The sequence below is a fragment of the Brevundimonas sp. GW821-FHT10E09 genome (genome assembly GCF_058809375.1).
In genome coordinates, this window is the sequence record NZ_JBXASO010000007.1 from 127,349 (window position 1) to 153,390 (window position 26,042).

General features: G+C 66.8%; 24 protein-coding genes. 16 read left to right on the forward strand and 8 right to left on the reverse strand.

What is annotated here, in order from left to right; genetic code table 11:
• The first annotated feature begins 109 nt into the window (after positions 1 to 109).
• From AC1RSI_RS08605 to AC1RSI_RS08620, 4 genes are all read left to right on the forward strand, one after another.
• Positions 110 to 874: a class II aldolase/adducin family protein gene (locus AC1RSI_RS08605; RefSeq protein WP_008264051.1), complete on the forward strand. Its 765-nt coding sequence runs from the start codon at positions 110 to 112 to the stop codon at positions 872 to 874.
• A 131-nt stretch (positions 875 to 1,005) separates the two neighbouring features.
• Entirely contained in the window at positions 1,006 to 1,662 is a 657-nt protein-coding gene (locus AC1RSI_RS08610; RefSeq protein ID WP_154725185.1) for a hypothetical protein, read from the forward strand.
• 112 nt (positions 1,663 to 1,774) lie between these two features.
• Positions 1,775 to 2,875 (forward strand): efflux RND transporter periplasmic adaptor subunit, encoded by a 1,101-nt coding sequence (locus tag AC1RSI_RS08615; RefSeq protein ID WP_008260424.1) that lies wholly within the window; start codon positions 1,775 to 1,777, stop codon positions 2,873 to 2,875.
• Positions 2,875 to 6,081 (forward strand): efflux RND transporter permease subunit, encoded by a 3,207-nt coding sequence (locus AC1RSI_RS08620; RefSeq protein WP_230307483.1) that lies wholly within the window; start codon positions 2,875 to 2,877, stop codon positions 6,079 to 6,081. The genes AC1RSI_RS08615 and AC1RSI_RS08620 overlap by 1 nt, the downstream gene beginning before the upstream one ends.
• Before the next feature lie 4 nt (positions 6,082 to 6,085).
• Here AC1RSI_RS08620 and AC1RSI_RS08625 read toward each other — a convergent pair whose 3' ends face one another.
• On the reverse strand, positions 6,086 to 6,604 hold the full coding sequence (locus AC1RSI_RS08625) for a c-type cytochrome (RefSeq protein WP_035310842.1): 519 nt from the start codon (positions 6,602 to 6,604) through the stop codon (positions 6,086 to 6,088).
• A gap of 153 nt (positions 6,605 to 6,757) precedes the next feature.
• On the opposite strand from AC1RSI_RS08625, the gene AC1RSI_RS08630 reads away from it, so the two are divergent.
• The 3 genes from AC1RSI_RS08630 to AC1RSI_RS08640 are packed head-to-tail and all read left to right on the forward strand — an operon-like array spanning position 6,758 to position 9,678.
• Positions 6,758 to 7,024 (forward strand): FeoA family protein, encoded by a 267-nt coding sequence (locus tag AC1RSI_RS08630; protein WP_008258842.1) that lies wholly within the window; start codon positions 6,758 to 6,760, stop codon positions 7,022 to 7,024.
• A complete protein-coding gene (feoB, locus tag AC1RSI_RS08635) occupies positions 7,024 to 8,892 on the forward strand; it encodes a ferrous iron transporter B (protein WP_008259671.1) in 1,869 nt (622 codons plus the stop codon). The genes AC1RSI_RS08630 and feoB overlap by 1 nt, the downstream gene beginning before the upstream one ends.
• 33 nt (positions 8,893 to 8,925) lie before the next feature.
• Positions 8,926 to 9,678 (forward strand): prepilin peptidase, encoded by a 753-nt coding sequence (locus AC1RSI_RS08640; protein ID WP_154725183.1) that lies wholly within the window; start codon positions 8,926 to 8,928, stop codon positions 9,676 to 9,678.
• On the opposite strand, the gene AC1RSI_RS08645 is transcribed toward AC1RSI_RS08640, so the two are convergent.
• Positions 9,675 to 10,301 (reverse strand): TetR/AcrR family transcriptional regulator, encoded by a 627-nt coding sequence (locus AC1RSI_RS08645; protein ID WP_035310838.1) that lies wholly within the window; start codon positions 10,299 to 10,301, stop codon positions 9,675 to 9,677. The genes AC1RSI_RS08640 and AC1RSI_RS08645 overlap by 4 nt on opposite strands.
• Positions 10,302 to 10,452: 151 nt before the next feature.
• A complete protein-coding gene (locus AC1RSI_RS08650) occupies positions 10,453 to 11,934 on the reverse strand; it encodes a D-alanyl-D-alanine carboxypeptidase (protein WP_154725182.1) in 1,482 nt (493 codons plus the stop codon).
• A 273-nt stretch (positions 11,935 to 12,207) separates the two neighbouring features.
• On the opposite strand from AC1RSI_RS08650, the gene AC1RSI_RS08655 reads away from it, so the two are divergent.
• The 6 genes from AC1RSI_RS08655 to AC1RSI_RS08680 all read left to right on the forward strand — a co-directional run bounded on the left by AC1RSI_RS08655 (position 12,208) and on the right by AC1RSI_RS08680 (position 18,058).
• Positions 12,208 to 12,678: a phasin family protein gene (locus tag AC1RSI_RS08655; protein WP_008261352.1), complete on the forward strand. Its 471-nt coding sequence runs from the start codon at positions 12,208 to 12,210 to the stop codon at positions 12,676 to 12,678.
• Positions 12,679 to 12,847: 169 nt separating this feature from the next.
• Positions 12,848 to 13,177, forward strand: coding sequence for an ATP-dependent Clp protease adapter ClpS (clpS, locus tag AC1RSI_RS08660; protein ID WP_035309618.1), 330 nt, complete (start codon positions 12,848 to 12,850; stop codon positions 13,175 to 13,177).
• A 13-nt stretch (positions 13,178 to 13,190) separates the two neighbouring features.
• Positions 13,191 to 15,494 carry an ATP-dependent Clp protease ATP-binding subunit ClpA gene (clpA, locus tag AC1RSI_RS08665; RefSeq protein WP_008264041.1) on the forward strand — a complete coding sequence of 768 codons (2,304 nt, stop codon included), beginning with the start codon at positions 13,191 to 13,193 and terminating at the stop codon, positions 15,492 to 15,494.
• 92 nt (positions 15,495 to 15,586) lie between these two features.
• Positions 15,587 to 17,272, forward strand: a complete 1,686-nt coding sequence (locus AC1RSI_RS08670) for a class I SAM-dependent methyltransferase (protein WP_008262082.1) — start codon at positions 15,587 to 15,589, stop codon at positions 17,270 to 17,272.
• A 55-nt stretch (positions 17,273 to 17,327) separates the two neighbouring features.
• Positions 17,328 to 17,651, forward strand: coding sequence for an ArsR/SmtB family transcription factor (locus AC1RSI_RS08675; protein ID WP_154725180.1), 324 nt, complete (start codon positions 17,328 to 17,330; stop codon positions 17,649 to 17,651).
• A complete protein-coding gene (locus tag AC1RSI_RS08680; RefSeq protein WP_035309620.1) occupies positions 17,648 to 18,058 on the forward strand; it encodes an SRPBCC family protein in 411 nt (136 codons plus the stop codon). Before AC1RSI_RS08675 ends, AC1RSI_RS08680 begins: the two co-directional genes overlap by 4 nt.
• Before the next feature lie 41 nt (positions 18,059 to 18,099).
• On the opposite strand, the gene AC1RSI_RS08685 is transcribed toward AC1RSI_RS08680, so the two are convergent.
• Both AC1RSI_RS08685 and AC1RSI_RS08690 read right to left on the reverse strand, forming a co-directional pair.
• Positions 18,100 to 19,248: a GNAT family N-acetyltransferase gene (locus AC1RSI_RS08685; RefSeq protein ID WP_447941563.1), complete on the reverse strand. Its 1,149-nt coding sequence runs from the start codon at positions 19,246 to 19,248 to the stop codon at positions 18,100 to 18,102.
• Complete coding sequence (locus tag AC1RSI_RS08690) at positions 19,245 to 19,703, reverse strand: RidA family protein (RefSeq protein WP_154725178.1); 459 nt, start codon at positions 19,701 to 19,703, stop codon at positions 19,245 to 19,247. The genes AC1RSI_RS08685 and AC1RSI_RS08690 overlap by 4 nt, the downstream gene beginning before the upstream one ends.
• Positions 19,704 to 19,807: 104 nt before the next feature.
• Here AC1RSI_RS08690 and AC1RSI_RS08695 point away from each other — a divergent pair, with 104 nt between their 5' ends.
• Entirely contained in the window at positions 19,808 to 20,725 is a 918-nt protein-coding gene (locus AC1RSI_RS08695) for a hypothetical protein (RefSeq protein WP_154725177.1), read from the forward strand.
• 19 nt (positions 20,726 to 20,744) lie between these two features.
• On the opposite strand, the gene AC1RSI_RS08700 is transcribed toward AC1RSI_RS08695, so the two are convergent.
• From AC1RSI_RS08700 to AC1RSI_RS08710, 3 genes are read right to left on the reverse strand one after another with little or no spacing between them, the layout of a single operon-like run.
• On the reverse strand, positions 20,745 to 21,485 hold the full coding sequence (locus tag AC1RSI_RS08700; RefSeq protein ID WP_008260473.1) for a polysaccharide deacetylase family protein: 741 nt from the start codon (positions 21,483 to 21,485) through the stop codon (positions 20,745 to 20,747).
• Between the two features lie 37 nt (positions 21,486 to 21,522).
• Complete coding sequence (locus tag AC1RSI_RS08705) at positions 21,523 to 22,818, reverse strand: nicotinate phosphoribosyltransferase (protein WP_154725176.1); 1,296 nt, start codon at positions 22,816 to 22,818, stop codon at positions 21,523 to 21,525.
• Between the two features lie 8 nt (positions 22,819 to 22,826).
• The gene (locus tag AC1RSI_RS08710) at positions 22,827 to 24,089 is read right to left on the reverse strand and encodes a DNA polymerase IV (protein ID WP_196066289.1); all 1,263 of its coding nucleotides are present in this window, start codon (positions 24,087 to 24,089) and stop codon (positions 22,827 to 22,829) included.
• 112 nt (positions 24,090 to 24,201) lie between these two features.
• Here AC1RSI_RS08710 and AC1RSI_RS08715 point away from each other — a divergent pair, with 112 nt between their 5' ends.
• Both AC1RSI_RS08715 and AC1RSI_RS08720 read left to right on the forward strand, forming a co-directional pair.
• Positions 24,202 to 24,567 (forward strand): response regulator, encoded by a 366-nt coding sequence (locus AC1RSI_RS08715; RefSeq protein WP_164952723.1) that lies wholly within the window; start codon positions 24,202 to 24,204, stop codon positions 24,565 to 24,567.
• Positions 24,564 to 25,925 (forward strand): PleD family two-component system response regulator, encoded by a 1,362-nt coding sequence (locus AC1RSI_RS08720; protein ID WP_154725174.1) that lies wholly within the window; start codon positions 24,564 to 24,566, stop codon positions 25,923 to 25,925. Before AC1RSI_RS08715 ends, AC1RSI_RS08720 begins: the two co-directional genes overlap by 4 nt.
• The last annotated feature ends 117 nt before the right edge of the window (positions 25,926 to 26,042 follow it).

Genomic DNA, 26,042 nt, shown 5'->3' on the forward strand with positions numbered 1-26,042 from the left:
GTGACGGTTAACCCCCTGCGGACTGGGCCTGCAGCCGCTTGACGGATCGACGACGGAGGGAGACGCTGAAGCAAAGCCCAGCAGAGGCCCTGCCATACAGGAGGAAACCATGGCCGACGGCGCCCATCCCGCATTGAAATCCCGCGTGTCCGAGGCCGAATGGCAGGTGCGTGTGAATCTGGCCGCCCTTTATCGCCTCGTGGCGCTGAACGGGTGGGACGACATGATCTTCACCCACATCTCGGCCCGCGTGCCCGGCCCCGAGCATCATTTCCTGATCAATCCCTACGGCTATTATTTCGACGAGATCACCGCCTCCTCGCTGGTGAAGGTCGATCTGGAAGGGAACGTCGTTCAGGAGACGACCGACTTCATCAATCCGGCCGGCTTCACCATCCATTCGGCGGTCCATGCGGCGCGCGAGGATGCGAAATTCGTCATCCACCTGCATACGGTCAACGGGGTTGGAGTGGCCGCCCAGCAGCATGGATTGCTGCCCATCAGTCAGAACGCGTGTTTACTGCAGCATCAGGTTGCGTATCATGGGTATGAGGGACTGGCCCTGAATCTTGACGAACGCGAACGTCTGGTGGCCGACCTGGGGGACAAGTCACTGATGCTGCTGAGAAATCACGGCACTTTGGCGGTCGGGGAAACGGCGGCGCAGGCATGGATCGGGATATTCTTCCTCGAGAGGGCCTGCGCACAGCAGGTGGCCGCCCTGTCGGGCGGCCGCGAACACGTGCTGATCGCGCCGGATCAAGCCCAGTCCGAAACCAGGGAACAGGGGCGGGGCATCAGCTTCGTTTCGTCCCTGGCCTGGCCGGGCGCCCTGCGTCAGCTGGATCGGAAGTCGCCCGGCTACGACGCCTGAAGTCCGGCGGGGCGTTCGGCGCCCTGGCGGCCGTCGTCGGCCTGTGCGGAGGTCTTCTGGCCGAGGAGGCCTTCGCCGGGGCCTGGACCCAGCCCAGGGGCCGGGGACAGGCGATCGTCAAATACGAGGACATGCGCGCCGAAACGGGCTTCGATCCCTCAGGCGAAGAGCAGCCGCTGGAGGCCGACCGCACCGACACGACGCTGGGTCTGTTCGCCGAATACGGGCTGACAGATCGTCTGACCCTTCAACTGAAGGCCGATTGGCAGCAGGGGGAAGACGCCTTCGTCGACTATGAAGGGCGCGGGCCGGTCGAGATCGGGGCGACCTGGCAAGTCTGGCGCGATGATCACAATGCCGTCAGTCTCTATGGCGGATACGCTCAAGCCGGCGAGGGGCGCAACGCAGGCTACGCCTCGCCGGGCGTCGGCGAATACGACTGGGAGGCGCGGGCTTCAGCGGGTCGATCGTTCGGCGGGGCCGGAGCCCGGTGGGGCATGGATCAGTCCTTCGTCGAACTGCAGATCGCCCGCCGGCTGCGCGACGGTCTGCCTGATGAAACCCGTGTGGACGCTACGCTGGGCGGGCGTATCGGGGGCCAGTGGCTGGTGATGGGCCAGGCTTTCGGCGGCGCGGCGGACGGCGGCGCACGTTGGTTGTCGCTCGAGGCGTCCGTGGTGCGCGACATGGGGGGCTGGAGCATCCAGGCCGGTTGGCGCCAGACGGTCGCGGGTCGGGAGACGGCCATCGCCCATGGACCGGTTGTGGCGATCTGGCGCAGGTTTTGAATGTAATCCCGGCGACGGAATTCAGCGTAGGCGACGTTACCAATAGGTAATGTTGCGCATGGCGGAGAGAAGCCGCTAAGCGTGCGCGTCCTCTGAATTGAAAGACCGTTGCGTGATAAAACGCCACTTCTTCCTGATCGCCGCAGCGGTTCTGCTGGGGCTGATGGTGCTTGCCGCTGTGCTGAAAGTCGCTTTCGCAGACGATGATGCGGGCGGCCCGCCAGGCGGGGGACGGCGCGGAGGCCAGCAGGTGTCCGAAGCCACGGTGTCCCAGCGGTCGTTCTCGGATCAGATCCGCGTCCTGGGCGTGGCGCGGGGACAGAGATCGGTCAACATCACCTCGTCCACCACGGAGCTGATCACCCGCGTCCTGTTCACCGACGGCCAGACGGTGTCGGCGGGCGCGCCCCTGGTCGAACTGCAGGCCCGTGAAGAGGATGCGGACATCATCGAGGCCCGCGCCAACGTCGCCCAGGCCCAACGCGAGTATGACCGCTACAAGGCCCTGGCGGATCGGGGGGTCGCCCCTCAGGTGCTGCTTGAACAGGCTGAGACGGCGCTGGAGACGGCGCGCGCCTCGTTGCAGGCGGCGCAGGCGCGTCGCGGCGACCGGGTCATTCGCGCGCCCTTCGCCGGGACCCTGGGCCTGACCACGGTGACGCCGGGCACGCTGATCAATCCGGGCGCCGTCATCGCGACCCTGGACGACACATCGACCATCCGCGTCGACTTCCCTCTGCCTGAGCGGTATCTGGATGTGCTGAAAGCCGGAGCGCCGATCACGGCGACGGCCGACGCCTATGGCGAAACGCCGTTCCAGGGGCGGATCGCCCTGATCGACACGCGCGTGAACGAGACCACCCGCGCCGCCACGGCCCGCGCCGAGTTTCCCAATCCCGGCGGTCGTATCCGCCCCGGCATGCTGCTGCGCGTCGTGGTCCAGCAGGGCCAGCGCCAGGCGCCGGCCGCGCCCGAATCCGCCGTCCAGTACGAAGGGGCGGGCGCCTTCGTCTATCGCATCGCCGCCGGGGCCGAGGGCTCGACCGCTCAGCGGGTCGAGATCGTGGCCGGCGCCGTCGAGAACGGCTTCGTCGAGATCCTTTCGGGCGTGGACGTCGGGGACCGGATCGTCGGTTCGGGCCTGAACCGGATTCAGCCGGGGGCGCCCGTCAGCGTTCCCCGCGCCCAAGGCCAGCGGGCCGCCGCCCGATGATGCTTTCCGATGTCTCGGTCCGGCGTCCGGTCTTCGCGGCGGTCGCCGCCATCGTCCTGTGCGTGATCGGGGCCGCCGCCTTCTTCTTCCTGCCCGTGCGCGAACTGCCGGACGTCGATCCGCCCATCGTCTCGGTCAACACCTCCTACGCTGGGGCGTCGGCCGAGGTGATCGAGAGCCGGATCACTGAGCCCATCGAGCAGCAGATCGCCGGCATCCAAGGCGTCGAACGCATCAACTCGACCAGCCGAGACGGCCGGTCGAACGTGAACATCGAGTTCTCGCTGGACCGCAATATCGACGACGCCGCCAATGACGTGCGCGACCGGGTCAGCCGCGTCGTGGGCCGCCTGCCGGATCAGGCCGACCCGCCGGAAGTGGCCAAGGCGGATTCCGACAGTCAGCCCATCATCATCGTCTTCCTGCGCTCGACGACGATGAACCGGCTGCAGCTGACCGACTACGCCGACCGCTATCTGGTGGATCGGATGGCGACGGTGCCGGGCGTGGCCCAGGTCAACATCTATGGCGAGCAACGCTATTCGATGCGCATCTGGCTGGATTCCGCCGCCATGGCCGCGCGCGGTCTGACGGTCAACGACGTCGAGACGGCCCTGACAAGCCAGAATGTCGAACTGCCCGCCGGCTCGCTGGAATCGACCGACAAGGACTACACCGTCCGGGTGGCCCGCACCTACGCCCGGCCTGACGATTTCCGCCAACTGCCCATCGGCACGCGGGGGTCCGCCTCCGCCTCGACCGCCGTGGCGACCGGCGCGGGCAGCGGCTCTTCCGCAATCATCCAGGGTCAGCCGACCTATGTGACCCGCCTGGGCGACATCGCCCGGGTCGAGGAGGCGCCCGAGGAGCCGCGTCGTCTGTTCCGCGGCAACAGCATGGATCAGATCGGTCTGGCGGTGACCCGCCAGGCCCAGTCGAACGACCTGGCCATCTCGGACGGCGTCCACAAGATGATCGACGAGATCCGGCCCAGCCTGCCGCCGGGCGTGACGCTGGAGATCGGGTCGGACAACTCCGTCTTCACCTCACACGCCATCGACGAGGTCTGGATCACCATCGGCATCTCCATGGCCCTGGTGGCCCTGGTCAACTTCATCTTCCTGGGCAGCCTGCGCGCCGCCCTGATCCCGTCCATCGTGGCGCCCATCTGTCTGCTGGCGACCTTCATCGTCCTGGCGCCCCTGGGCTTTTCGCTGAATCTGCTCACCCTGCTGGCCCTGGTTCTGGCCATCGGTCTGGTCGTCGATGACGCCATCGTGGTGGTCGAGAACATCCAGCGTCGTCTGGACCATGGCGAGCCGCCGCTGGTCGCGGCCGAACGGGGGGCGCGCCAGGTCTTCTTCGCCGTCGTGGCCACGACCATCGTCCTGTTGTCGGTGTTCGCGCCCCTGCTGTTCCTGCCGGGCTATGTCGGACGGCTGTTCGTCGAGCTTGCAGCCGCCATCGCGGCGGCGGTGGCCTTCTCGGCCTTCTTGGCGCTGAGCCTGTCGCCGATGCTGGCGTCCAAGATCCTGAAGCCGGCGCATGGCGGCGGCTGGGTCGCGCGCCGGGTCGATTGGGGCATGGACCGACTGAAGACCTCCTATGGCCGGTCGCTGGACATGCTGCTGGGCAAGCGGATCGCCGTCATCGGCGTCGGCGCCCTGATCGTCCTGGTGGCGGCCGGAGCCGGGGGCATCTTCCTGGTCCTGCCCAACGAGTTGGTGCCGGATGAAGATCGAGGCCGGGTCTCGGTGCGTGTCGCCGGACCGGAGGGGGCAGGCTTCGACTATACCCGCAAGATCATGATGGGGCTGGAACCCCTGCTGGCCGAATACAAGAACAGTGGCGAGGCGGATTCCTATCTGGTGTCGGCGCCCGGCTTCGGCGGCGGCAGTTTCAACACGGGCAATGGCGTCCTGGTCCTGTCCGACTGGTCCAAGCGCGACCGCACCGCCGCCGAGATCGCCCAGGAGCTGAACGGCAAGCTGCGCGGCCAGACAGACGCCCAGGTCAACGCCTCGACCCCCGGCGCCTTCCAGCGGGGGGGCGGCAACTCCAATTCGGTCGAGCTGATCGCAACGGGGACCGACTACCAGCAGATCTACAACTGGCTTCAGCCCCTGCTGGCGGCGGCCCAGGCCAACCCCGGTTTCTCGCGTCCGCGCCTGAATTACGAACCCAATTCGCCGCGCCTGTTGGTCGATGTCGATCCGCAGAAGGCGGCGGCGCTGGGCGTCTCGTCCCAGTCCATCGGGCGGACGCTGGAGACCATGTTCGGGTCGCGCACCGCCACCACCTATATCAAGGGCGGCCAGGAGTATGACGTCATCCTGCAGACCGACCGGGACAACCGCCGCGAAGTGGCGGATCTGGAAGCGCTCTATGTCGCGACCGGCGCGGGCCAGCTGGTGCCTCTGTCGGCGGTGGTGACGACCAAGACCTCGGGCGACACGCCGGATCGCCGGCGTCTGGATCGCCAGCGGGCCATCTCGCTTCAGGCCGATCTGAACCCCGGCATGACCATCGACGATGCGATCCAGTTCCTCAGCGCCGAGGCGGCCAAACAGCCGACGGGCGGGGTGATCACCCAGTGGGGCGGCGCCGCACGCGATCAGCAGGAGGCGGGCGGGGCTGTGCTGGCGGCCTTCGGCCTGGCGCTGTTGCTGGTCTTCCTGGTGCTGGCGGCCCAGTTCGAGAGCTGGATCACCCCGGCGGTCATCATGCTGACGGTGCCGCTGGCGGCGGCGGGCGGCCTGTTCGGCCTGCTGATGGCGGGGTCCAGCCTGAACATCTACAGCCAGATCGGCCTGATCATCCTGATCGGGGTGGCGGCCAAGAACGGCATCCTGATCGTCGAATTCGCCAACCAGCTGCGCGACCAGGGCCGGTCGATCCGCGAGGCGATCATCGAGTCGGCGTCGCTTCGCCTGCGGCCGATCATCATGACCTCCATCGCCACCGCCTTCGGCGCCCTGCCGCTGGTGCTGTGGCAGGGCGCGGGCGCCGGCAGCCGTCAGACCATCGGCGTGGTGATCTTCACCGGCGCCATCTTCGCCACCGTCCTGACCCTGTTCGTCGTGCCGGTGATCTATGGCGTGCTGGCGCGCTTCACCAAGTCGCCGGAATGGACCGCCCGCAAGATCGCGGAGTGGGAGGCCCAGGAAATGCGCGAGGGCGGACCCAAACCCATCGAAGAGGGCTGAAGGATCAGGAGGCGGGCGCCGCCGGGCTCTGGGGCTTATAGCCCGTCTCCACCTTCAGGAAGGCGATGACGTCGCGGCGGTCCGTTGCATCGGGCAGACCAGGATAGTTCATCTTGTTGCCCGGCAGGAAGGTCTTCGGATTCTGCAGCCAGTGGTCCAGCTTTTCGGCGTCCCAGGTGAATTCCGCCGTGCGCATGACGTTGGAATAGTTGAAACGCGGGCGATCCCCCGCCTTGCGCCCGAACACGCCGTGCAGGTTCGGTCCCGCCAGATCCGGCCCGTCCTGCCCGATGGTGTGGCACGAGCGGCAGCGGGCGAAGACGCGACGACCATTGGCCAGGTCTCCGGCGTTATACGGTGCGGGCAGGGCGGCCAGAAGACTGGCCTTTTCGGCATCCGTGGCGACGCGCGCCGGCTTGGCGGCCGGTCGGCCCTCGTCGCCCGTCTTGCTGGGCCGATCGCCCGGGCCGCAGGCGGCAAGCGCCAGAATCAAGGGAACGGCGAGGGGGGTGAGACGGCTCATCAAGGGCTCCAGTTTTCGCGCGACATAGGGAAAACTCCGGACGCAGCAATTGGTCAAGCTGTCCTGCTGGACGGATGGGGCGCGCACCTGATAATCAGTGTCAAAGAAACGCGGAGTCGCCGGGGGGCGGCGTCCGCCCGTGCGAGTCTAGATTTGACCGATACCATAAAGCTGAGCCAGGCCCGCCGCGGCGATCAAGGCGTGATCACCCAGGTGGGCGCCCATTGTCACCACCAGGGCGAGGCGGTTGAACTGGAACGCCGCCTGCTTGAACTGGGCTTCGTCGAGGGCGCGCACGTCGAACTGCTGCACGAAGGCCTGTTCGGTCGCGATCCCATCGCGATCAAGGTGGATGACATGCGCGTGGCCCTGCGCCGCCACGAGGCCGCCAGTCTGACGATCAGGCTGGACGCCGCCTGATGGACATGGCCCTGAAGACCGCCCGCGTCGCCCTGGTCGGCAATCCCAACAGCGGCAAGACGGCCCTGTTCAACGCCCTGACCGGCGCCCACCAGAAGGTCGCCAACTACGCCGGGGTCACGGTGGAGCGGAAGGAGGGGCTGATCCGCGCCGCCTCCGGCCGGACCATGTCGGTGCTGGACCTGCCCGGCACCTATTCGCTGCGCGCCCGCAGTCCCGACGAGGAAGTCACCCGCGACGCGGTCCTGGGCCGGCTGGCCGGTGAAACCCCGCCGGATGTGGTGGTCTGCGTGGCCGACGCCACCAATCTGCGCCTGATCCTGCGCCTGGTCCTGGAGCTGAAGGCCGTCGGCCGGCCCATGGTCCTGGCCTTGAACATGTACGACATCGCCCAGCGTCAGGGCCTGCGGATCGACCTGGAAAAACTGGGCGCCGAACTGGGCGTGCCGATCATCACCACGGTCGCGACGCGCAAGCGCGGAATCGACGATCTGATCGCCGCCGTCGAGACCCAGGTCGATGTCGCCGCCGCCAGCGAGAACCAGTGGCGCAGTCCCGACGCGACCGAGCTGCGCACCGCCGCCCGCGAGGCGGAACGGATCATGAAGGCCTGCGTGCGCCCGCCCGAGCGGCCGGACACTCTGACGGGGCGTATCGACAGCGTCCTGCTGCATCCGCTGGGCGGCATGATCATTCTGATGATCATCCTGTTCGCCATGTTCCAGGCCGTGTTCAGCTGGGCCGCGCCCCTGATGGACGGGATCGAGGGGATCGTCGGATGGCTGGGCGCCGGCGTGGCCGCGCTCATTCCCGACGGCCTGCTGCAAAGTCTGATTGTCGACGGGATCATCTCGGGGGTCGGCAGCGTGCTGGTCTTCCTGCCGCAGATCCTGATCCTGTTCCTGTTCATCATCGCCCTGGAAGACTTCGGCTATATGGCGCGCGCCGCCTTCCTGATGGACAAGATCATGGGCGGGGCGGGGCTGCACGGCCGGGCCTTCATCCCCCTGTTGTCCAGCTTCGCCTGCGCCATTCCCGGCATCATGGCGGCGCGGGTGATCGATTCGAAGCGCGACCGCCTGACCACCATACTGGTCGCGCCGCTGATGACCTGTTCGGCGCGGATTCCGGTCTATACCCTGATCATCGCGGCCTTCATTCCCAACGAGACCGTCTGGGGCTTCGTCAATCTGCAAGGCCTGGTGATGTTCGGCCTCTACGCCGCGGGCATCGTCAGCGCCCTGCTGGTGTCGCTGGTGATCCGCAAGGTCTTCTGGCGCGGGGCTGTGGAGCCCTTCATGATGGAGCTGCCCACCTACAAGGTTCCGGATTTCAAGAGCGTCGTCTTCAACCTTTGGATTCGCGCCAAGATCTTCGTCAACCGCGCCGGCCGGATCATCCTGCCGCTGGTGATCATCCTGTGGGTTCTGGCGACCTTCCCCTATCCGCCCGAGAACGCGACCATGCCGGACATCGACTATTCGTTCGCCGGCATGATCGGGCGGGCGCTGGAGCCGATCTTCGCGCCCATCGGCTTCAACTGGCAGATGGTCGTGGCCCTGATCCCCGGCATGGCGGCGCGCGAGGTGGCGGTGGCGGCCCTGGGCACGACCTACGCCATCGCCGACGCCGAGAATGCGACCGGGCTTCTGGCCTCGACCCTGTCGTCCCAATGGTCGCTGGCGACGGCCCTGTCCTTCCTGGCCTGGTACATCTTCGCGCCCCAGTGCGTGGCGACCCTGGGCGTGGTGAAGCGCGAGACCAATTCGCTGAAATGGACCTGGATCATGATCGGCTACATGTTCGGTCTGGCCTATCTGGCGTCCTTCGTGACCTATCATGTGGCGGTGGCGCTCGGGGGCGGCTAAGCGGGGGCGGTGCCTAACCGACTGGACCCCGAGATGAGCCCTGCCGTCGCCGCCGTCGTCCTGGGCCTGCTGGGCCTGATCATCGGCAGCTTCCTGGCGGCGGTCAGCGTGCGCCTGCCGCGTGACGAGGACATCGTGGTCGCCCGGTCGCGCTGCATGGGCTGTGACCAGACCCTGCGGCCGTGGGAACTGGTTCCCCTGTTCAGCTGGCTGGTGCTGCGCGCCCGGTGCGCGCGGTGCGACGCAGCCATCTCGCCGCGCTATCCGCTGATCGAGCTGGGGGCCGCCGGGATCGGCGTCTGGGCGGGCTTCAGCGGGTCGTCGTGGCTGATGGTCGCCGCGACCGCCGTCCTGGGCTGGCAACTGCTGCTGATCGCCATTATCGACGCCGAGAATTTCTGGCTGCCCGATGTCCTGACCTGGCCGTTGGCGGCCACAGGTCTGATCGCGGCGGCCCTGATCGACCGGGGTTCAGTCCTGACGCACCTGATTGGAGCGGCGGTCGGCTTTGGCGGTCTTTGGCTGGTCGGCTGGCTGTACAAGGCGGTCCGCAAGCGCGACGGCCTGGGCGGAGGCGATCCCTTCCTGTTCGCGGGCGCAGGCGCCTGGGTCGGCTGGTTGGGTCTGCCCAGCGTGCTGCTGTGGGCCTCGGCCGTCGGTCTCAGCCTGGTGTTCGGCATGCTGGTGGTGCGCCGTTCGGTCAGCGCAACGCAGAAACTGCCGTTCGGCGTCTTCCTGGCCGTCGGAATCTGGCTGACCTGGCTGTCCGGGCCGCTCGGGTTCTAGCGCCCGGTCGTCAGCTTGACGATGATGATGGCCGCCGTGTCCAGAATGGCTTCAGGCGTATCGGCCCGGCGCAGCAGGTCGAAGCTGGCGGCGGTCGATTCGGCGATGGACGCGATCTGGTACGAGGCCAGGCGCGGGCTGTAATCCTTGGGATGCAAGCCTGCGGCATGGGCCTGGGCGACGCGGCGTTCGATCGCCAGGTGCAGGCGACGCAGGCGACGCACCCGGCTCTCGACGAAGGCGGCCTCGCCGTTGTCGGCCAGCATGTGCTCGACCCGCAGCACCTGACCGTGATCGCGCCAGATGGCCATGACGTCCAGTATGAAGGCCCGGCCGATGGCGAAGGCCTTGTCGCCCGGCCAATCCGCCTGGAAATGGGCGGCCAGGCCCTGGAAATCCGTCGCCGCCGCCTCGCACAGGGCCAGGACCGGCTCTTCGACCGTCTTGAAATAGGTGTAGAAGTTGGACGGGGACACCCCGGCGGCCGAGGCGAGGTCCGCCACGCGGATTTCGCCATAGTGCCGCTCGTTCAGCAGGGCGCGGGTCGCGTCGAGGATCGCCTGGCGCGTGCGCCCGCCCCGCGCGCCGATCTTGTGCCCCAGCTTGTTGGTCGTGTCGGCCATGTCCTCGATGGTCGGAAACTGAACGGGGTCGTGCGCGGAGATATGATCCGCGAGATTCGCTCAGATAAGAAGAATGAACGTCGTTCTAAGACAGTTCAGGATATTTGAACCTCGCCGGAAAGACCAGCGCAGACGGCGATCCCGTCGCATTTCAGTCGGGACGGATGACCATGCAGGTCACGCGCCGTTCCGACAGGGCGTCGCACGCGGCCTTGGCGGTGTCTTCGGTCAGGCCTGTGAAGCGTGAACGGTACCAGTCGCCGGCCGTCTGAACATTACGCTCGGCGCTGGCGAACTGGGCGCGGAAACGACGATTGACCTCGGCCAGCCAGTCGGTCGCGACCTTCTCGTCGCGGAAGGCGCCGACCTGCACCGCCCAGCGGCCGGACGGGCGAGCGGCGGCGCGAGCCGGTTCGCGGGCGGGCGGCGGCGCGGCGCGGCGCGGCGTGGTCGAGGGCGCGACGGCGGCCCCGGACGGCGCGCCGTTCAGGGCGGCGGTGACATTGGCGGGCGCGCGACGGGTCGGGACGGTCGGCTGGGCTTGAGCCTGGGCCTGGGCGGCGGCGCGCTGACTGGCGGCGGCGCTGCGTTCCGATGGCGAGGGCGTGATCCGCGTCGGCAGAGCGGCGGGCGCCGGAGCCGCCGTGTAGGCGACGGCGCTCGACTCGGCCCCGATGCCGTCTTCGTCATTGCCGATGGAGGCATAGGCGACGGGCGCGCTGGGCGACAGGGACTCGCCGCCGACGCCGAAGCCGCGCTGTTCGAAGAAGGCCTGGGCGATCTGGATGTTTTCGCCCTGGCTGCGACGACGCTCGACCTCGAAGCCGGTGTCCATCAGTTCGGCGACGTGGGCGTTGCGGCTGGCGCTGGAGCGGCCGCCCAGGACGACGGTGATCAGCCGACGGCCGTCGCGCACCGCCGAGGCGGCCAGATTATAGCCCGAGGCGTTGGTGTAGCCGGTCTTCATGCCGTCATAACCGTTTCCGGTCGGCAGTAGGCCGTTGGTGTTGCGATAGCTGCGACCGTTGTAGGCCCAGTCGTGCAGGCCGAAGTATTTATAATACTGCGGGAAATCGCGCATGATGGCGCGAGCCAGGATCGCCTGGTCGCGGGCCGAGGTCGTCTGGCGTGCGTCGGGCAGGCCGTTGGCGGTGAAATAGCGCGTCTGGGTCATGCCCAGCTGTTGCGCCTTCGCGGTCATCAGGGTGGCGAAGCGCGATTCCGAGCCGCCGATATGCTCGGCGATGGCCACGGCCATGTCGTTGGCCGAACGCACCGCAGTGGCCCGCATGGCGTCGTCCAGGGTGATGGTCTGGCCTGCGCCCAGCCCGAGTTTCGACGGGGGTTGCGCCGCCGCTTGCGGCGAGACCGTGAGGACGTCGTCGGCATGGACCTTGCCCTGAGACAGGGCTTCAAACGTCAGGTACAGCGTCATCATCTTGGTCAGGGACGCCGGATATCGGCGGCTGTCGGCGTGGCGCGAGAACAGCACCTCGCCCGACGCGGCGTCGATGACGATGGCGGCGTAGCGGCTGTTTTCCTGCGACTGGGCCTCGATAGGCCTGACGTTCGCCCCAAGGACGAGCGAAAGCGCGAGAACGGCGAAAAGGCCACGACGGAGAAAGGCGATCATGGGCGGTTACGACCCTCGGTGAGCAGGGTGCGACAGGCCCCCCGGCCGACGCGATTAAAGGACTAGCATAGGAACTTGGGGTTTCATGGTGGTTAACCGGCCGTCAACGCGAATTTGAAGTGTCGAACCAGATTATCGCCGTTCATATGCTGCGTTGCACAAAAATCTTGAATCGCCTTCGCACTTGCAGCATAACGGTCGCGGGCCAGTTCATCCGACGCCCCGATTTCGCCGTGCCTATTTCCCCCTCTTCCTTCCTCTGGAGACACGATCATGGCTGACAGCGCCGAAACCGTGAAGAAGACCGTCGAACAAACCGCCGCCAAGGCGAAGGCCCAGGCCGCCGAGTTCCAGGCCGCCGGCGCCAACGCCTTCCGTGAAGGCATCGAGAAGTCGGTGGCTTCGCTGGGCGAACTGAACGCTCACAGCAAGAAGAACCTCGACGCCATGGTCGAGTCGGCCACGGTCGCCCAGAAGGGCGCCGAAGCCCTGTCGCAACAGGCGCTCGGCTTCGCCAAGTCCGCCTGGGAAGACGGCGTCGCCGCCAGCAAGGAACTGTCGACCGCCCGTTCGGTGCAGGAGTTCTTCGAGCTTCAGACCAACTGGGCCAAGAAGTCCATGGAACGCTACATGTCTGAAATGACCCGGACGAACGAGATCGTCACCGCAACGGTCAAGGACAGCCTCAAACCCATCAACGAGCGCGTCACCGCCTCGGTCGAGACCTTCCAGGCCGCCCGCTGATTTCGCGGCGATCCTGACGGATTCGAAAGGCCCCGGGGTTCGCCCCGGGGTTTTTTTCGTTCTGGGACCGTGGTTTGCGCTTCACGAAACCTGTGACTGGACGCCGCTTCAATTCAGGCCATCATTCCCTATCTGATAGAGAAGACGACTCCCCGATTACGGAACACGAATGCCCATACAAAGGCCCGGTGAAAACGGGGGAGGCGCAGGCGCCGCCACCGTCACCGAAACAAAGCCGAAGCTTCAGAAGCCCTCGCTCTATCGAGTGCTGATCCTGAACGACGATTATTCGCCGATGGAATTCGTCGTCTATGTGCTGGAGCGGTTCTTCCAGAAGAGCCGGGAAGAAGCCACCCGCATCATGCTGCATGTGCATCAGCATGGCGTGGGCGTTTGCGGCGTCTTCACCTACGAGGTCGCCGAGACCAAGGTCGCGCAGGTCATCGAGACCGCGCGCCGCCACCAGCACCCTCTGCAATGCACGATGGAAAAGGACTGAGAGGAGCCTCCCTATGCCTTCATTTTCCCGTCCTCTCGAAGAAACCCTGCATCGCGCAGTCGGCTACGCCAATGCGCGCAGGCACGAGTATGCGACGCTCGAGCACCTGCTGCTCGCGCTGATCGACGATCCCGACGCGACCGCGGTCATGAGCGCCTGCAATGTCGATCTGACCGCGCTCAAGGCCGCGCTGACGCTCTATGTCGATAATGATCTCGCCGCCCTCGCCACGTCCGATGGGGAGGAAGCCAAGCCGACCGCCGGTTTCCAGCGCGTGATCCAGCGCGCCGTGATTCACGTCCAGTCGTCCGGGCGCGAGGAAGTGTCCGGCGCAAACGTGCTGGTCGCCATCTTCTCCGAGCGCGAGAGCCACGCCGCCTATTTCCTGCAGGAGCAGGACATGACGCGGTATGACGCGGTCAACTTCATCGCCCACGGCATCGCCAAGAAGGCGGGCGCCAGCGAGACCCGTCCGGCCAAGGGCTCTTCACCCGAAGAGGCGGAGGACCAGTCGGCCGTCAAATCCGGCGGCGAGGCGCTGCAGGCCTATTGCGTCGACCTCAACGAGAAGTCGCGCCAGGGCAAGGTCGATCCGCTGATCGGGCGCCAGGCCGAGGTCGAACGCTCGATCCAGATCCTGTGCCGCCGCACCAAGAACAACCCGCTGCTGGTCGGCGACCCCGGCGTCGGCAAGACCGCCATCGCCGAAGGCCTGGCCCGCAAGATCGTCAACGGCGAGGTGCCTGACGTCCTGAAGGACGCCACCATCTATTCGCTGGACATGGGCGCCCTGCTGGCCGGCACTCGCTATCGCGGCGACTTCGAGGAGCGGCTGAAGCAGGTGGTCAAGGAGCTGGAAAGCCACGACAACGCCGTGCTCTTCATCGACGAGATCCACACGGTGATCGGCGCCGGCGCGACGTCGGGCGGGGCCATGGACGCCTCCAACCTGCTGAAGCCGGCCCTGGCCTCGGGGTCGCTGCGGTGCATGGGGTCGACGACCTACAAGGAATATCGCCAGCACTTCGAGAAGGACCGCGCCCTGGTGCGTCGCTTCCAGAAGATCGACGTCAACGAGCCGACGGTCGAGGACACGGTGAAGATCCTGAAGGGTCTGAAGACCTATTACGAGCAGCACCACAAGGTCCGCTACACCGACAGCGCCATCCGCACCGCGGTGGATCTGTCGGCCCGCTACATGACCGACCGCAAGCTGCCGGACAAGGCGATCGACGTGATCGATGAGGCCGGGGCGTCGCAGATGCTGGTGGTCGAATCCAAGCGCAAGAAGGTCATCGGTCAAAAGGAGATCGAGGCCGTCATCGCCAAGATGGCCCGGATCCCGGCCAAGTCGGTGTCCAAATCCGACACCGAAAGCCTGCGCGAACTGGAGGTCGATCTGAAACGGGCCGTCTTCGGTCAGGAACAGGCCATCGAACAGGTTTCGGCGGCGATGAAGCTGGCGCGGGCGGGTCTGCGCGACCCGAACAAGCCGATCGGCAGCTTCCTGTTCAGCGGTCCGACCGGCGTCGGCAAGACCGAGGTGGCCAAACAGCTGGCTTCGACCCTGGGCATCGAGATGCAGAGGTTCGACATGTCGGAGTACATGGAGCGCCATACGGTCAGCCGTCTGATCGGGGCGCCTCCCGGTTATGTCGGCCATGACCAGGGCGGTCTGCTGACCGACGCCGTCGATCAGCATCCGCATTCGGTGGTGCTGCTGGACGAGATCGAGAAGGCGCACCCGGATGTCTACAACATCCTGTTGCAGGTGATGGACAACGGCATGCTGACCGATGCGGTCGGCAAGAAGGTCGATTTCAGGAACGTCATCCTGATCATGACCACCAACGCCGGCGCCGCCGACAACGCACGGGCCTCGATCGGCTTCGGCCGCGGCAAGGTCGAGGGCGAGGACGACAAGGCCATCCAGCGCCTGTTCGCGCCGGAGTTCAGGAACCGCCTGGACGCCATCGTGGCCTTCAAGCCGCTGCAGGCCGACACGATCCGCTCGGTGGTGACCAAGTTCATCCTTCAGCTGGAAGCCCAGCTGGCGGACCGGAACATCACCATCGAACTGACCGACGAGGCGGCCGACTGGCTGGCCAAGAACGGCTTCGACGAACTGTACGGCGCGCGTCCGCTGGCGCGGGTCATCCAGGACTCGATCAAGAAGCCGCTGGCCGACGACATCCTGTTCGGGCGTCTGACGCGCGGCGGGCACGTCAAGGTCCAGTTGAAGGACGGCAAGATCGACTTCGACATCAAGAGCGCCGGCGGCGTGGCGGTGAAGTCGGAGGAAGAAGAGACGGCCTGATCGGGCCTGATCGACGACGAATGGGAGGTCCGGGCGGAGACGCCCGGGCCTTTTTTCATGCGCGGAGCGCACGGCGGCGGCATACTGGGCCGATGGGGCAGGTTGAACAGATTGAAGAGGCGGGGGCTTTGCTCGCCCAGGCGGAGGGGCGGCTGGCGGACGGGGACCTGCACGGCGCCTTTGCGGCCTACAAGGCGTGCCTGAAGGCGGCGCCCAATTTTGCGCCCGGACTTGCGGGCATGGGTCTGTTCCTGGCCGAGCACGGCGATCCCGGAACGGCGGCCCAACTGTTGAGCCAGGCGATGGCGGAGGGGGATGCGGCGGTGCGGTTGCGGGTCGCGCCGGCGTTCGCGCGCCTGCTGGAAGGGCTAAAGCCCAGCGCCTGGGATCCGGCGCTGGACCGCGATCTGCTCGTTTGTCTGTGCTCGCCCACCGTAGATCCGCAGACCCTGGCGCGCGTCACGGCGGAGACCCTGTTGTTGAAACAGGCCCGGTTCGACGGAACGGCGGCGACGCTGGATGCCATGGGGCGCGACCCCTTGTGGCTAGCCTTCCTGTCGCGCTGTGTGAACGTCAGCGCCGCCATGGAGATGCGGCTCAATGCGGTGCGGACGGCGGTGGTCGAGGCGGGAACAGGGGCGGGGGACGCACGCGATACTCCCATCGGAGACCTGGTCGCCGCCCTGGGGATCAGCGGCTTCGCATCCGAATATGTTGCACAGGTACGGGCAACTGATGGCGCGGTCGCCATGCTGTCCCGGTCGCCCACCCTGTCAGAAGCGACGGCCTTGGGGGAGGGCGAACTCAAGGCGCAACTGATCCGCCGCGCCATCGACGAGCCCGCGCGGGAGCGTACTCTGGCCCAGTCCGTGCCAGCCTTGACGCCCGACGGCGCCGACGCCATTTCCGAAGCGGTCAAGGATCAGTACGAGGCCAACCCCTATCCGCGCTGGTCAGCGCCCCCCGCGCCCACGCCGCGAAGACTCTCAGATGCGATCGCGGCCCTGCCGGGGCTTGATGGCAAGGCCTTCGCCGGTCGTGCGGAGACAGTGCTGGTCGCGGGGTGCGGCACAGGGTTCGAGCCTATCGACATGGCGCGGATGGACCCTTCGCTGGCGATCACCGCCATGGACCTGAGCCGCGCCAGCCTGGCCCACGGCATGCGGGTGGCGGAAGACCTCGGGCTGACGCGGGTTCAGTTCGTCCAGGGCGACATCCTGGCGTTGGACAAGGTGCGAGCGCGGTTCGACGTCGTCACCAGCACGGGCGTACTCCACCATATGGCGCGGCCCGAGGACGGGCTGGCGCGGCTGGCGGGCGTCTTGCGGCCCGGTGGCGTGGTGCGGCTGGGCCTCTACAGCGAGCGGGCGCGGGCGGTGGTGCGGGCGGCACATCAGCTGATCCGGGCGCGGGGCTGGACGCCGGTCGAGGCGGACATCCGGGCGTTTCGCGCCCATGTTCTGGCCCTGCCCGACGGGGAGCCCTTGGCCGCGCTGAAGGAGAGCGCCGACTTCTACAGCCTCAGCGGCTGTCGCGACCTGGTCTTCCATGTTCAGGAGCATCGCTACACGCCGCCGGAACTGGGCAGGCTGATCGCTGGGGCAGGGCTGCGGTTGGTGGGTTTCGAAGCTTCACCTGAGGCGAGGGCTGCCTTCAACTCGGCGTTTGGGGCGGCCGACCCTCTGGATCTGAGCTTGTGGGACACGCTCGAGGCGCGACGCCCCACTCTTTTCCATGGCATGTACCAAGTCTGGGCCCAGGCAGGCGGCGCGCATTGACAAACCATAACCTTGAAGTTATCGGTTAACTCATCACTGTCGCGTTATGGGTTTCATGTCTGCCTCGCACGAACTGCTTTTCACGACCTTGGCTGATCCGACCAGACGCGGACTTTTCGAAAGCCTGTGTCGTGAGGGAGAGCAGACGGTGCACGCGCTTACTGCACAGTCCGGCGTTTCCCAACCTGCAGTCTCAAAACACCTCGGCGTCCTCAAGCTGGCAGGCTTGGTGCGCGATCGTCGCCAAGGACGAGAAACCCATTACAGCGCGCGCGCCGACGCCCTCGCGCCGCTGAACGACTGGACAGGAAGAATGACCGACTTCTGGCGAGGTCGGTTCGACGAGCTCGACAATCTACTCCAGAGGATGGACCAATGACCGAGGTTGCAACCCAAATTCGCTCTGTCGTCATCGAGAGGGAGTTTCCCTATCCGCCGGAGAAGATCTGGCGCGCACTGACGCAGCCCCACCTGATCGCAGAGTGGCTGATGAAGAACGATTTTCAGGCCGAGCTTGGCCACGCCTTCGAGTTCCGCGGAGATTGGGGGGCGGTTTCCTGCAAGGTTCTGGAAATCGAACCGAACAGAACCCTGACCTACAGCTGGTCCGCCCATGGCCTTGAAAGCGTGGTGACCTGGACGCTTGCGCCTTCGGCTACGGGCGCGAGTTTGCGAATGGAGCATTCGGGCTTTCAGGACGACCAAGACCAATTCTATCAGGGCGCAAAGACAGGATGGGCGCATTTTCTCGCTTCGCTCGACCCGGTGCTGGCGCGATTGGACTGAGTTCCGACGCCGGGGCGTCGAATCCGCGCAGGGGGCGGGAATCAGCCATTTCCTTTGAACGGCGACAGTTCCGCGGTCATCTCCAGCCTTTGCGCCTCGACGGCAGGACCTTCACGCCGGAGATAGTCGGCCACCGGACCGCGCAGCGCGGGGTCGGCGATGAAGTGGGCGGAATAGACCGGCGAGGGCAGATAGCCGCGCGCGATCTTGTGCTCACCCTGGGCGCCGGCCTCGACGCGGGACAGGCCGCGCGCAATGGCGAACTCGATGGCCTGATAATAGCAGAGCTCGAAATGCAGGAAGGGCACCTCTTCCAGCGTGCCCCACTGGCGGCCGTACAGGGCGTTGCGGCCGATGAAGTTCAGGGCGCCGGCGATGGGCGTTTCGTCGCGGAAGGCCATGACTAGGGCGATGCGGTCCGCCATCGTCTCACCGACCCGGGTGAAGAAGTCCCGCGTCAGATAAGGCCGGCCCCATTTGCGGTCGCCCGTGTCCATGTAGAAGGCGAAGAAGGCGTCCCAATGGGCCTCGGTGATTTCGGCGCCGGTCAGGACGCGGATGTCGAGATCGGCCTGGGCGTCGCGGCGTTCGCGGCGGATGGTCTTGCGCCGGTTGGCCGACAGGGCGGCCAGGAAGTCGTCCAAGGTCTGATAGCCGTCGTTGCGCCAGATGAACTGGATGTCCTGGCGCGGCAGCAGGCCGGCCTGGGCCATGTCCGTCCACTCGACCTCGGTCGGAAAATTGACGTGCAGGGACGACACCACCATCCGCTCCACCAGGGTCAGGGCGCCCTGGAGCAGGGCCTGCCGCACCGTCGCGGCGTCTGTGTCGGGATGATTGAGGAAACGCGGCCCGGTCGCCGGGGTGAAGGGCACGGCGCCGAGCAGCTTGGGATAATAGCGGCCGCCGGCGCGCTCATAGGCGTCGGCCCAACTGTGGTCGAAGACGTATTCGCCCTGGCTGTGGCCCTTCAGATAGAGGGGCATGACGCCGAGGACGGCGTTGTCCTCGTCACGCAGGGCCAGGTGGCGCGCCGCCCAGCCTTCCTGCGGGGCCGCGCTGCCGGAGGCCTCGCAGGCGTGCAGAAAGTCGTAGGAGACGAAGGGATCGCCCGTGGGACGCGCGCAGGCGTCCCAAGCCTCGCGGCCGATGTCGGCGATCCCCTCGTGGACCGTGAGGGTGAAGGTCAACGGATCTCCACGATGGCGTCGACCTCGACGGCGAATCCGAGAGGCAACTTGTAGACGCCCACGGCCGAGCGGGCGTGGCGGCCGGCGTCGCCGAACACCTCGACCATCAGGTCCGAGCAGCCGTTGATGACGGCGGGAATGGCCTCGAAATCCGGACCGGCCTGGACGAAGCCGCCCAGTTTCACGATCCGCACCACCCGGTTCAGGTCGCCGTCGCAGGCGGCCTTGATCTGGGCCAGCAGGTTGATCCCGCACAGGCGGGCGGCGGCGTTGGCCTGGTCCGGCGTCACGTCCACGCCGACCGTGCCCTTGACCCCGCCCGAGGCGTCGTTCGACAGCTGGCCCGACACATGGACCACGGCGCCCGTCTGGACAAAGGGCACATAGTTGGCCACCGCCTTGGCGGGTTCGGGCAGGGTGATGCCGAGTTCGGCGATGCGGGCTTCGATGCTCATGGGGGCTCCTTGATCTGGTTGGCGGTTTAGCGCGGCGCAAGGGCGGCGTCACCGGTCGCGTGGCTTTAAAGCTTCGCCAACCGGGCCGTGTCATGGTGTGGCCCATGGATCTGCACCTGACTCCCGACGTCTCCGCCTTCCAGGCCGTTCTGGCGCGGCTGTCGCCCGAGGATCGGGCGCGCGTGGACGCGGCTCTGGAGCCGGCGGCGGTCAGAGCCGCCGAGGCTGCGCCCCACTGGGATTTCGAAATGCCGGCCAAGGCGGTGGACGCTCTGCTGGGGCCGGGCGTGTCGGACGACGTGCGACGCGGCCTGGTCGCGGCCTGGGCCCTGGGTCTGCCGGACCGGGTGAAGGCCATGGCCCTGCCGGCCGAGGTCCTGACGCTCTACCCTTATTGGATCGACCAGCTCGCCGCCTTTCTGAGCAAGGCCGAGGGGGATTACGACTTCGATCACTGGTCCAAGGACGTGCGCTTTTCCCTGGCGCTCAGCGTGCCGGGGGCCAAGAGCCAGGTGATCGACCTCAGTTCGCCGGTCGGTCCGGGACAGATCGTCAAACATGTGCGCGAGGGCTGGGGCTTCCGCCCGCTGTTCCGCTATCTGGCGGCGGGCGCGAAACGCGAGCCGTGGCTGGAGGTCCATACCGAGAGCCGCTGGCTGCGCGGCTTCAATGAGGACGGCTGGAACGAGGCCTGGGCCACGGCGGCGGAAATCTGCCGGACGCGGCCGGAACTGGCGGGGATGATCGGCTCCAGCTGGTTCTATGATCCGCCCCTGACCGAGATCAGCCCGCGCCTGGCGCACCTGCGCCTGAACCCGCTGAAGGGCGGCGCCTTCATGGTTCACCAGGGGCCGGGCGAGATCCATACGGAGCGGGCCGGAACGGCCTCGGCGTCGCGTAAGGCCTTGATCGACAGCGGTGAATACACCGCGCGGTCGTGGCTGATGGTCTGGCCGAGGAAGGAGCTGATCGCCTGGGCGGATCGGCGGAAGATGGAAGAGGCCGCTTCTCATCAAGCGTAGGCGCAAGTGACGGCGGTGGCTAATAGGCCGCCATCGCCCACGCCGCCGCGACCGGCTGTATGTCCAGACCGGCCGCTTTGGCCAGGCGGATCAACCGGTCGATATCCTCAGGGCGGCAGCCGTAGGGGGTGGGAGCGTCGCTGACGTCATGGCCGTAGGCGATCAGCCAGCCCCTAGACGCCGCCGTGTCTGCGACCATCTGTTCCAGATCATAGCCGGGCAGGCGGCGGCTCTCCAGCCCGACAGCCTGCAACAGATTGCGGTCCACGCGGCCGGCGTTGATCCCGTCGCGCACGCCGCGGCCGCAAAGGAAGCGGCGGTCGATCACCGGCTTGGCCCCAAGGGCGCAATCGCCGAACGGATAGGCGAAGCTGAGCATCTGATAGTCGTCCAGACGTTCCGACACCCAGGCGGCGTTTCGGGCCAGGCTGGCGTCCAGTTCGGCGGGCGACAGGGTCAGGGTCGAGACGTGTTCATAGGTATGGCAGCCGACCTCGTGCCCGGCCTCGTGCAGGGCCTGGAGGTGTTCGGTCTCGAACTGCGGCAGGTCCAGATTGCGACCGCCCGACAGGCCGCCGCAGACATAATAGGTGGCCTTGACGCCATGCTCGGCCAGGATCGGCCCGGCCTCGAGCCAGGCCGAGGCGGGGATGTCGTCGAACGACAGGCTGAGGACGCCGCGCGCGGGCTGGATCATCTCCGCGCGGACGTCGAGGTAACGGCCGGCGCGGCGGCGCATCTTGTCGATGAAGGCGTTCATCCCGCCCTTATGGCCGAAAGGGGCTTAAGGCCGGGTTTCAGACGACGACGGGCTGGGCCGTCAGGCCGCGCACGCCGAAGACGCGGCGATAGCGTTCGATCTCGGCCGGATCGCCGACGGCCTTTTCCGGGTTGTCCGACAGTTTGACCGCCGGCCGGCCGCCGGCCTCCGCCACCTTGCAGACCAGGGAGATGGGCTCCAGCTCGGGCGCGAAGGCCGGCGAACAGTCGCGGAAGTCGTTGGTCAGATTGGTGCCCCAGCCGAAGCTGAGGCGGGCGCGGCCGTGGAAATGGGCGTGGGCGGCTTCGATGCCGTCGATGTCCATGCCGTCCGAGAAGATCAGCAGCTTCTCCTTCGGATCGCGGCCGTGGGCGCGCCACCAGTCGATCAGCCGTTCGCCCGCCGCGATGGGCGGCGCCGAGTCGGGGCGGAAGCCGGTCCAGTCGGCGACCCAGTCGGGAGCCTGGTCCAGGAAGGCCTCGGTGCCGAAGGCGTCGGGCAGGACGACCAGCAGATTGCCGCCATAGTGGCGCCGCCATTCGTCCAGCACCGCATAGGGGGTCCGGGCCAGGGCCGCGTCGTCGGGCGCCAGGGCGGCCAGGACCATCGGCAGTTCGTGGCCGTTCGTGCCGATGGCTTCCAGGTCGTTCTCCATGGCGTGAAGCACATTGGAGGTGCCGATGAAGGCCTGGCCCAGCCCCTCCTTGAGCGCCTGTATGCACCAGCGCTGCCACAGGAAACCGTGGCGACGGCGGGTGCCGAAGTCGGACAGGGCCAGATCGGGCAAGGCCCGCAACCGCTCGACCTTGGACCAGAGCCGGGTCTTGGCGCGGGAGTAGAGGACGTCCATCTCGAACCGGCCCAGCCGCCGCAGACCAACGCGGCAGCGCAGTTCGTTCAGGATCGCCAGGGCCGGAATCTCCCACAGCGTCACCTCGGCCCAGGCGCCCGCGAAGGTCAGGACATACTGGCCGTCCTGAACCGACAGGTCGTAGTCGGGCAGGCGATAGTCGGTCAGCCAGCCGATGAAGTCGGGCGAGAAGATCTGCTTCACGCCATAGAAGCTGTTGCCCGCCAGCCAGACCAGTTCCTTGTTGGTGAAGCCCAGGGTGCGGGCGTGGTCCAGCTGTTCGCGCAGGGCGCCGATGTCGATCTCGTCGGCCAGGCGGACGGACCGGGTGCGGTTTATGACCTGGAAGACGACCGGCGTGTCGCGATGCTCGCGCCAGATCATCTGCAGCATCAGCAGCTTGTAGAAGTCGGTGTCCAGCAGGCTGCGGACGATGGGGTCCAGGCGGAAGCCGTGGTCGTAGGCGCGTTTGGCGAGATCCATGCGGCTTCCTAGGGCTTCAACGCCCGCCCCGCCACCACGGCGTCCTTGCCGAATTTTTCGCGCAGGGCGTCGATGGCGCGTTCGGTTTTCAGGGCGCGGGTCTCGGGGGTCTGGAACAGGCCGGCGGGGGCGTCGTCGGCGTCCTGGATGTCGGCCATGCCGATGCCGATCAGCCGGTAGGGCGGACCCAGTTCCGGCTTCAGCAGGTCGCGGCCGGCGGCGAACAGGGCGCGGGCGGTCTGGATCGGATCGGCCAGTGTGACGCGGCGGGTAATGATCTTGAAGTCGGTGCGCCGCAGTTTCAGCACCAGAACGCGGCTGGCGACGCCGTCGCGCCGGGCCTTGGACGCCAGCTTCTCGCACAGGGGCCAGAGCTCGGCCTCCAGCGCCTCCTGAGAGCTCAGGTCTTCGTTGAAGGTCGTTTCGGCGCTCATGCCCTTGCGGTCGCGCTCGGGGTTCACCGCTCTGGCGTCGCGGGCGTGGGCCAGATCATGCAGGCGCAGGCCCGATTCGCCGTAGCGCTTGACCAGGTCGCGCAGGTCCGCCTTCGCCAGGTCGCCGATGGTGGCGAAGCCGTCGCTGCGCAGCGCCTTGCCGAACACCGGGCCGACGCCGGGCAGGGCGGTGACGGGGCGCGGCGCCAGAAGAGCCTGGGCGTTGGCGGCGCCGACGACGGAAAAGCCCTGCGGCTTGTCCATCTCCGACGCCATCTTCGCCAGGAAGCGGTTGGGGGCGAGGCCGATGGAGACCGTCAGGCCGGTTTCTTCCTCGATCTGTTTCTGGAAGCGAATCAGCTGGAAGGCGGGCGGGCCGCCGTTCAGCCGCTCGGTCCCCGAAAGGTCCACCCAGGCCTCGTCCAGCGACAGCGGCTGGATCAGGGGCGTCAGCCGGCCCAGGGCGCCGAGGATGCGTTCCGACTCAAAGACGTATTTGGCGAAGTTCGGCTTGATCACCACGGCCTCTGGACAGGCCTTCAGCGCCTTGAACATCGGCATGGCGCTGCCGACGCCGTACTGGCGCGCGACATAGCAGGCGGTGGAGACCACGCCGCGCTTGCCCCCGCCGACGATGACCGGCTTGTCGCGCAGTTCGGGCCGATCGCGCTTCTCCACCGAGGCGTAGAAGGCGTCGCAGTCCATGTGGGCGATGGACAGCTGGTCCAGTTCCGGATCGGCGACGATGCGACGGGAGCCGCACGACGGGCAGCGTCGGTCCGGCGGTCCGGCGGGGTCGGCGCCGGTCCACAGGCAGTCGCGGCAGACGGCCTTCATGGCCACGCTTAAGGTCTCCGTAACCTTGGCTTCACCCCAACTTAAGACTGGGCGCCCACTATTCCACCGCACGAGGCGCCCCGTTGTGAGGGGCCCCGCAGGTCAGGTGATGATGTCCAAGAAAGTCCTCATCGTCGAGGATAACGAGCTGAACATGAAGCTTTTTCATGATCTGCTCGATTCCCAGGGCTACGAGACCCTGCAGACCCGTGAGGGACTGCAGGCTCTGGCTCTCGCGCGCGCGCATCATCCGGACCTGATCCTGATGGATATTCAGCTGCCTGAAATCTCCGGTCTCGAAGTCACCAAATGGCTGAAGGACGACGAGGAGCTGAACCATATCCCGGTGATCGCCGTTACGGCCTTCGCCATGAAGGGCGACGAGGAACGCATCCGCCAGGGCGGGTGCGAGGCCTATATCTCCAAGCCGATCTCCGTCATGCATTTCCTCGAAACCATCCGGCAGCATCTGGGATGAGCGCGCGGATTCTGGTGGTCGACGACGTGGACGTGAACGTCCGTCTGCTCGAGGCCAAGCTCACCATCGAATACTACGACGTCCTGACCTGCAACGACGGGGCGACCGCGCTGGATCTGGCGACGGAGCATCAGCCGGACATGATCCTGCTGGATGTGATGATGCCCGGCATGGACGGGTTCGAGACCTGTCGGCGGCTGAAGGCGCGGGCGGAGACGCGGCACATACCGGTGGTGCTGGTGACGGCGCTGGATGGACGCGAGGATCGAATCCGAGGGCTTGAGGCGGGGGCCGACGACTTCCTGACCAAGCCGATCGACGACGTGGTCCTGTTCGCGCGCGTCAAGTCGCTGACGCGGCTGAAACAGGTGATGGACGAACTGCGCGAGCGCGAGGAAAGCAGCCGGCGCATGGGCGTGGACGGCGAGGGGGGCGCGCGGTTGCGCAGCGAGGGCGGCCGGGTCCTGATCATCGACGACGATGCGAGCCAGGCCCAGACGATCGCCGCCGAACTGGGACGCGAGCACCGCGTCTCCATAGAGTCCGATCCGGAGGCCGCCTTGGCGACCGCCAAGGGGCCGCTGGACCTGATCATCGTCAATGTCTCCGCCGAAAGCTTCGACGGGCTGCGGGTCGTGGCCCTGGCCAAGTCGGGCGATGCGCGTCGCGCCCCAATCCTGGCCATTGTCGAGCCGAAGGAACGGCCGCGCATGGTCAAGGCGCTGGAACTGGGCGCCACCGACATCCTGCCGCGCCCGATCGATCCCGAGGAGCTTTCGGCGCGTGCGCGAACCCAGATTCGCCGCAAACGCTACACCGATTTCCTACGGCAGAAGCTGGACAGCAGCCTGGAGATGGCCGTCACCGACGCCCTGACCGGTCTGCATAACCGTCGCTACATGACCGGGCAGTTGCAGGCCCTGGTCGGGCGGGCCGCGCATGGGGGCGCGACGGTGGCGGTGCTGGTGCTGGACATCGACCACTTCAAATCCGTCAACGACGGCTTTGGTCATGACGCCGGCGACGAGGTTCTGGCCGAGTTCGCCGTGCGACTGGCCACCAATGTCCGCGCCGTGGACGTGCCGTGCCGGATGGGCGGCGAAGAATTCGTGGTGGTCATGCCGGGCGCCAGTCTGGAAGACGCGCGGATCGTTGCGGAACGGATTCGCCGGGACATCGCCTCCGCGCCCTTCCGGGTCATGGGCGGCAAGGAACTGCTGACCATCACCATCTCGATCGGGGTCGCCGCCACGACCGGCGCCGGCGATACGCCCGAAGCCCTGCTGAAACGCGCCGACGAAGGGGTGTACGAGGCCAAGGCGGGCGGCCGGAACAAGGTCATCGCCAAAGCGGCCTGACGTCGCTTGTCTCCGTTGTCAGACGATGTCGAGAAGAACGACAAGCAACTGAAAACGCCCGGCGGATGACCCGCCGGGCGTTTCATTTTCAGTCTCAGATCAAGGCGCCCTCGGATC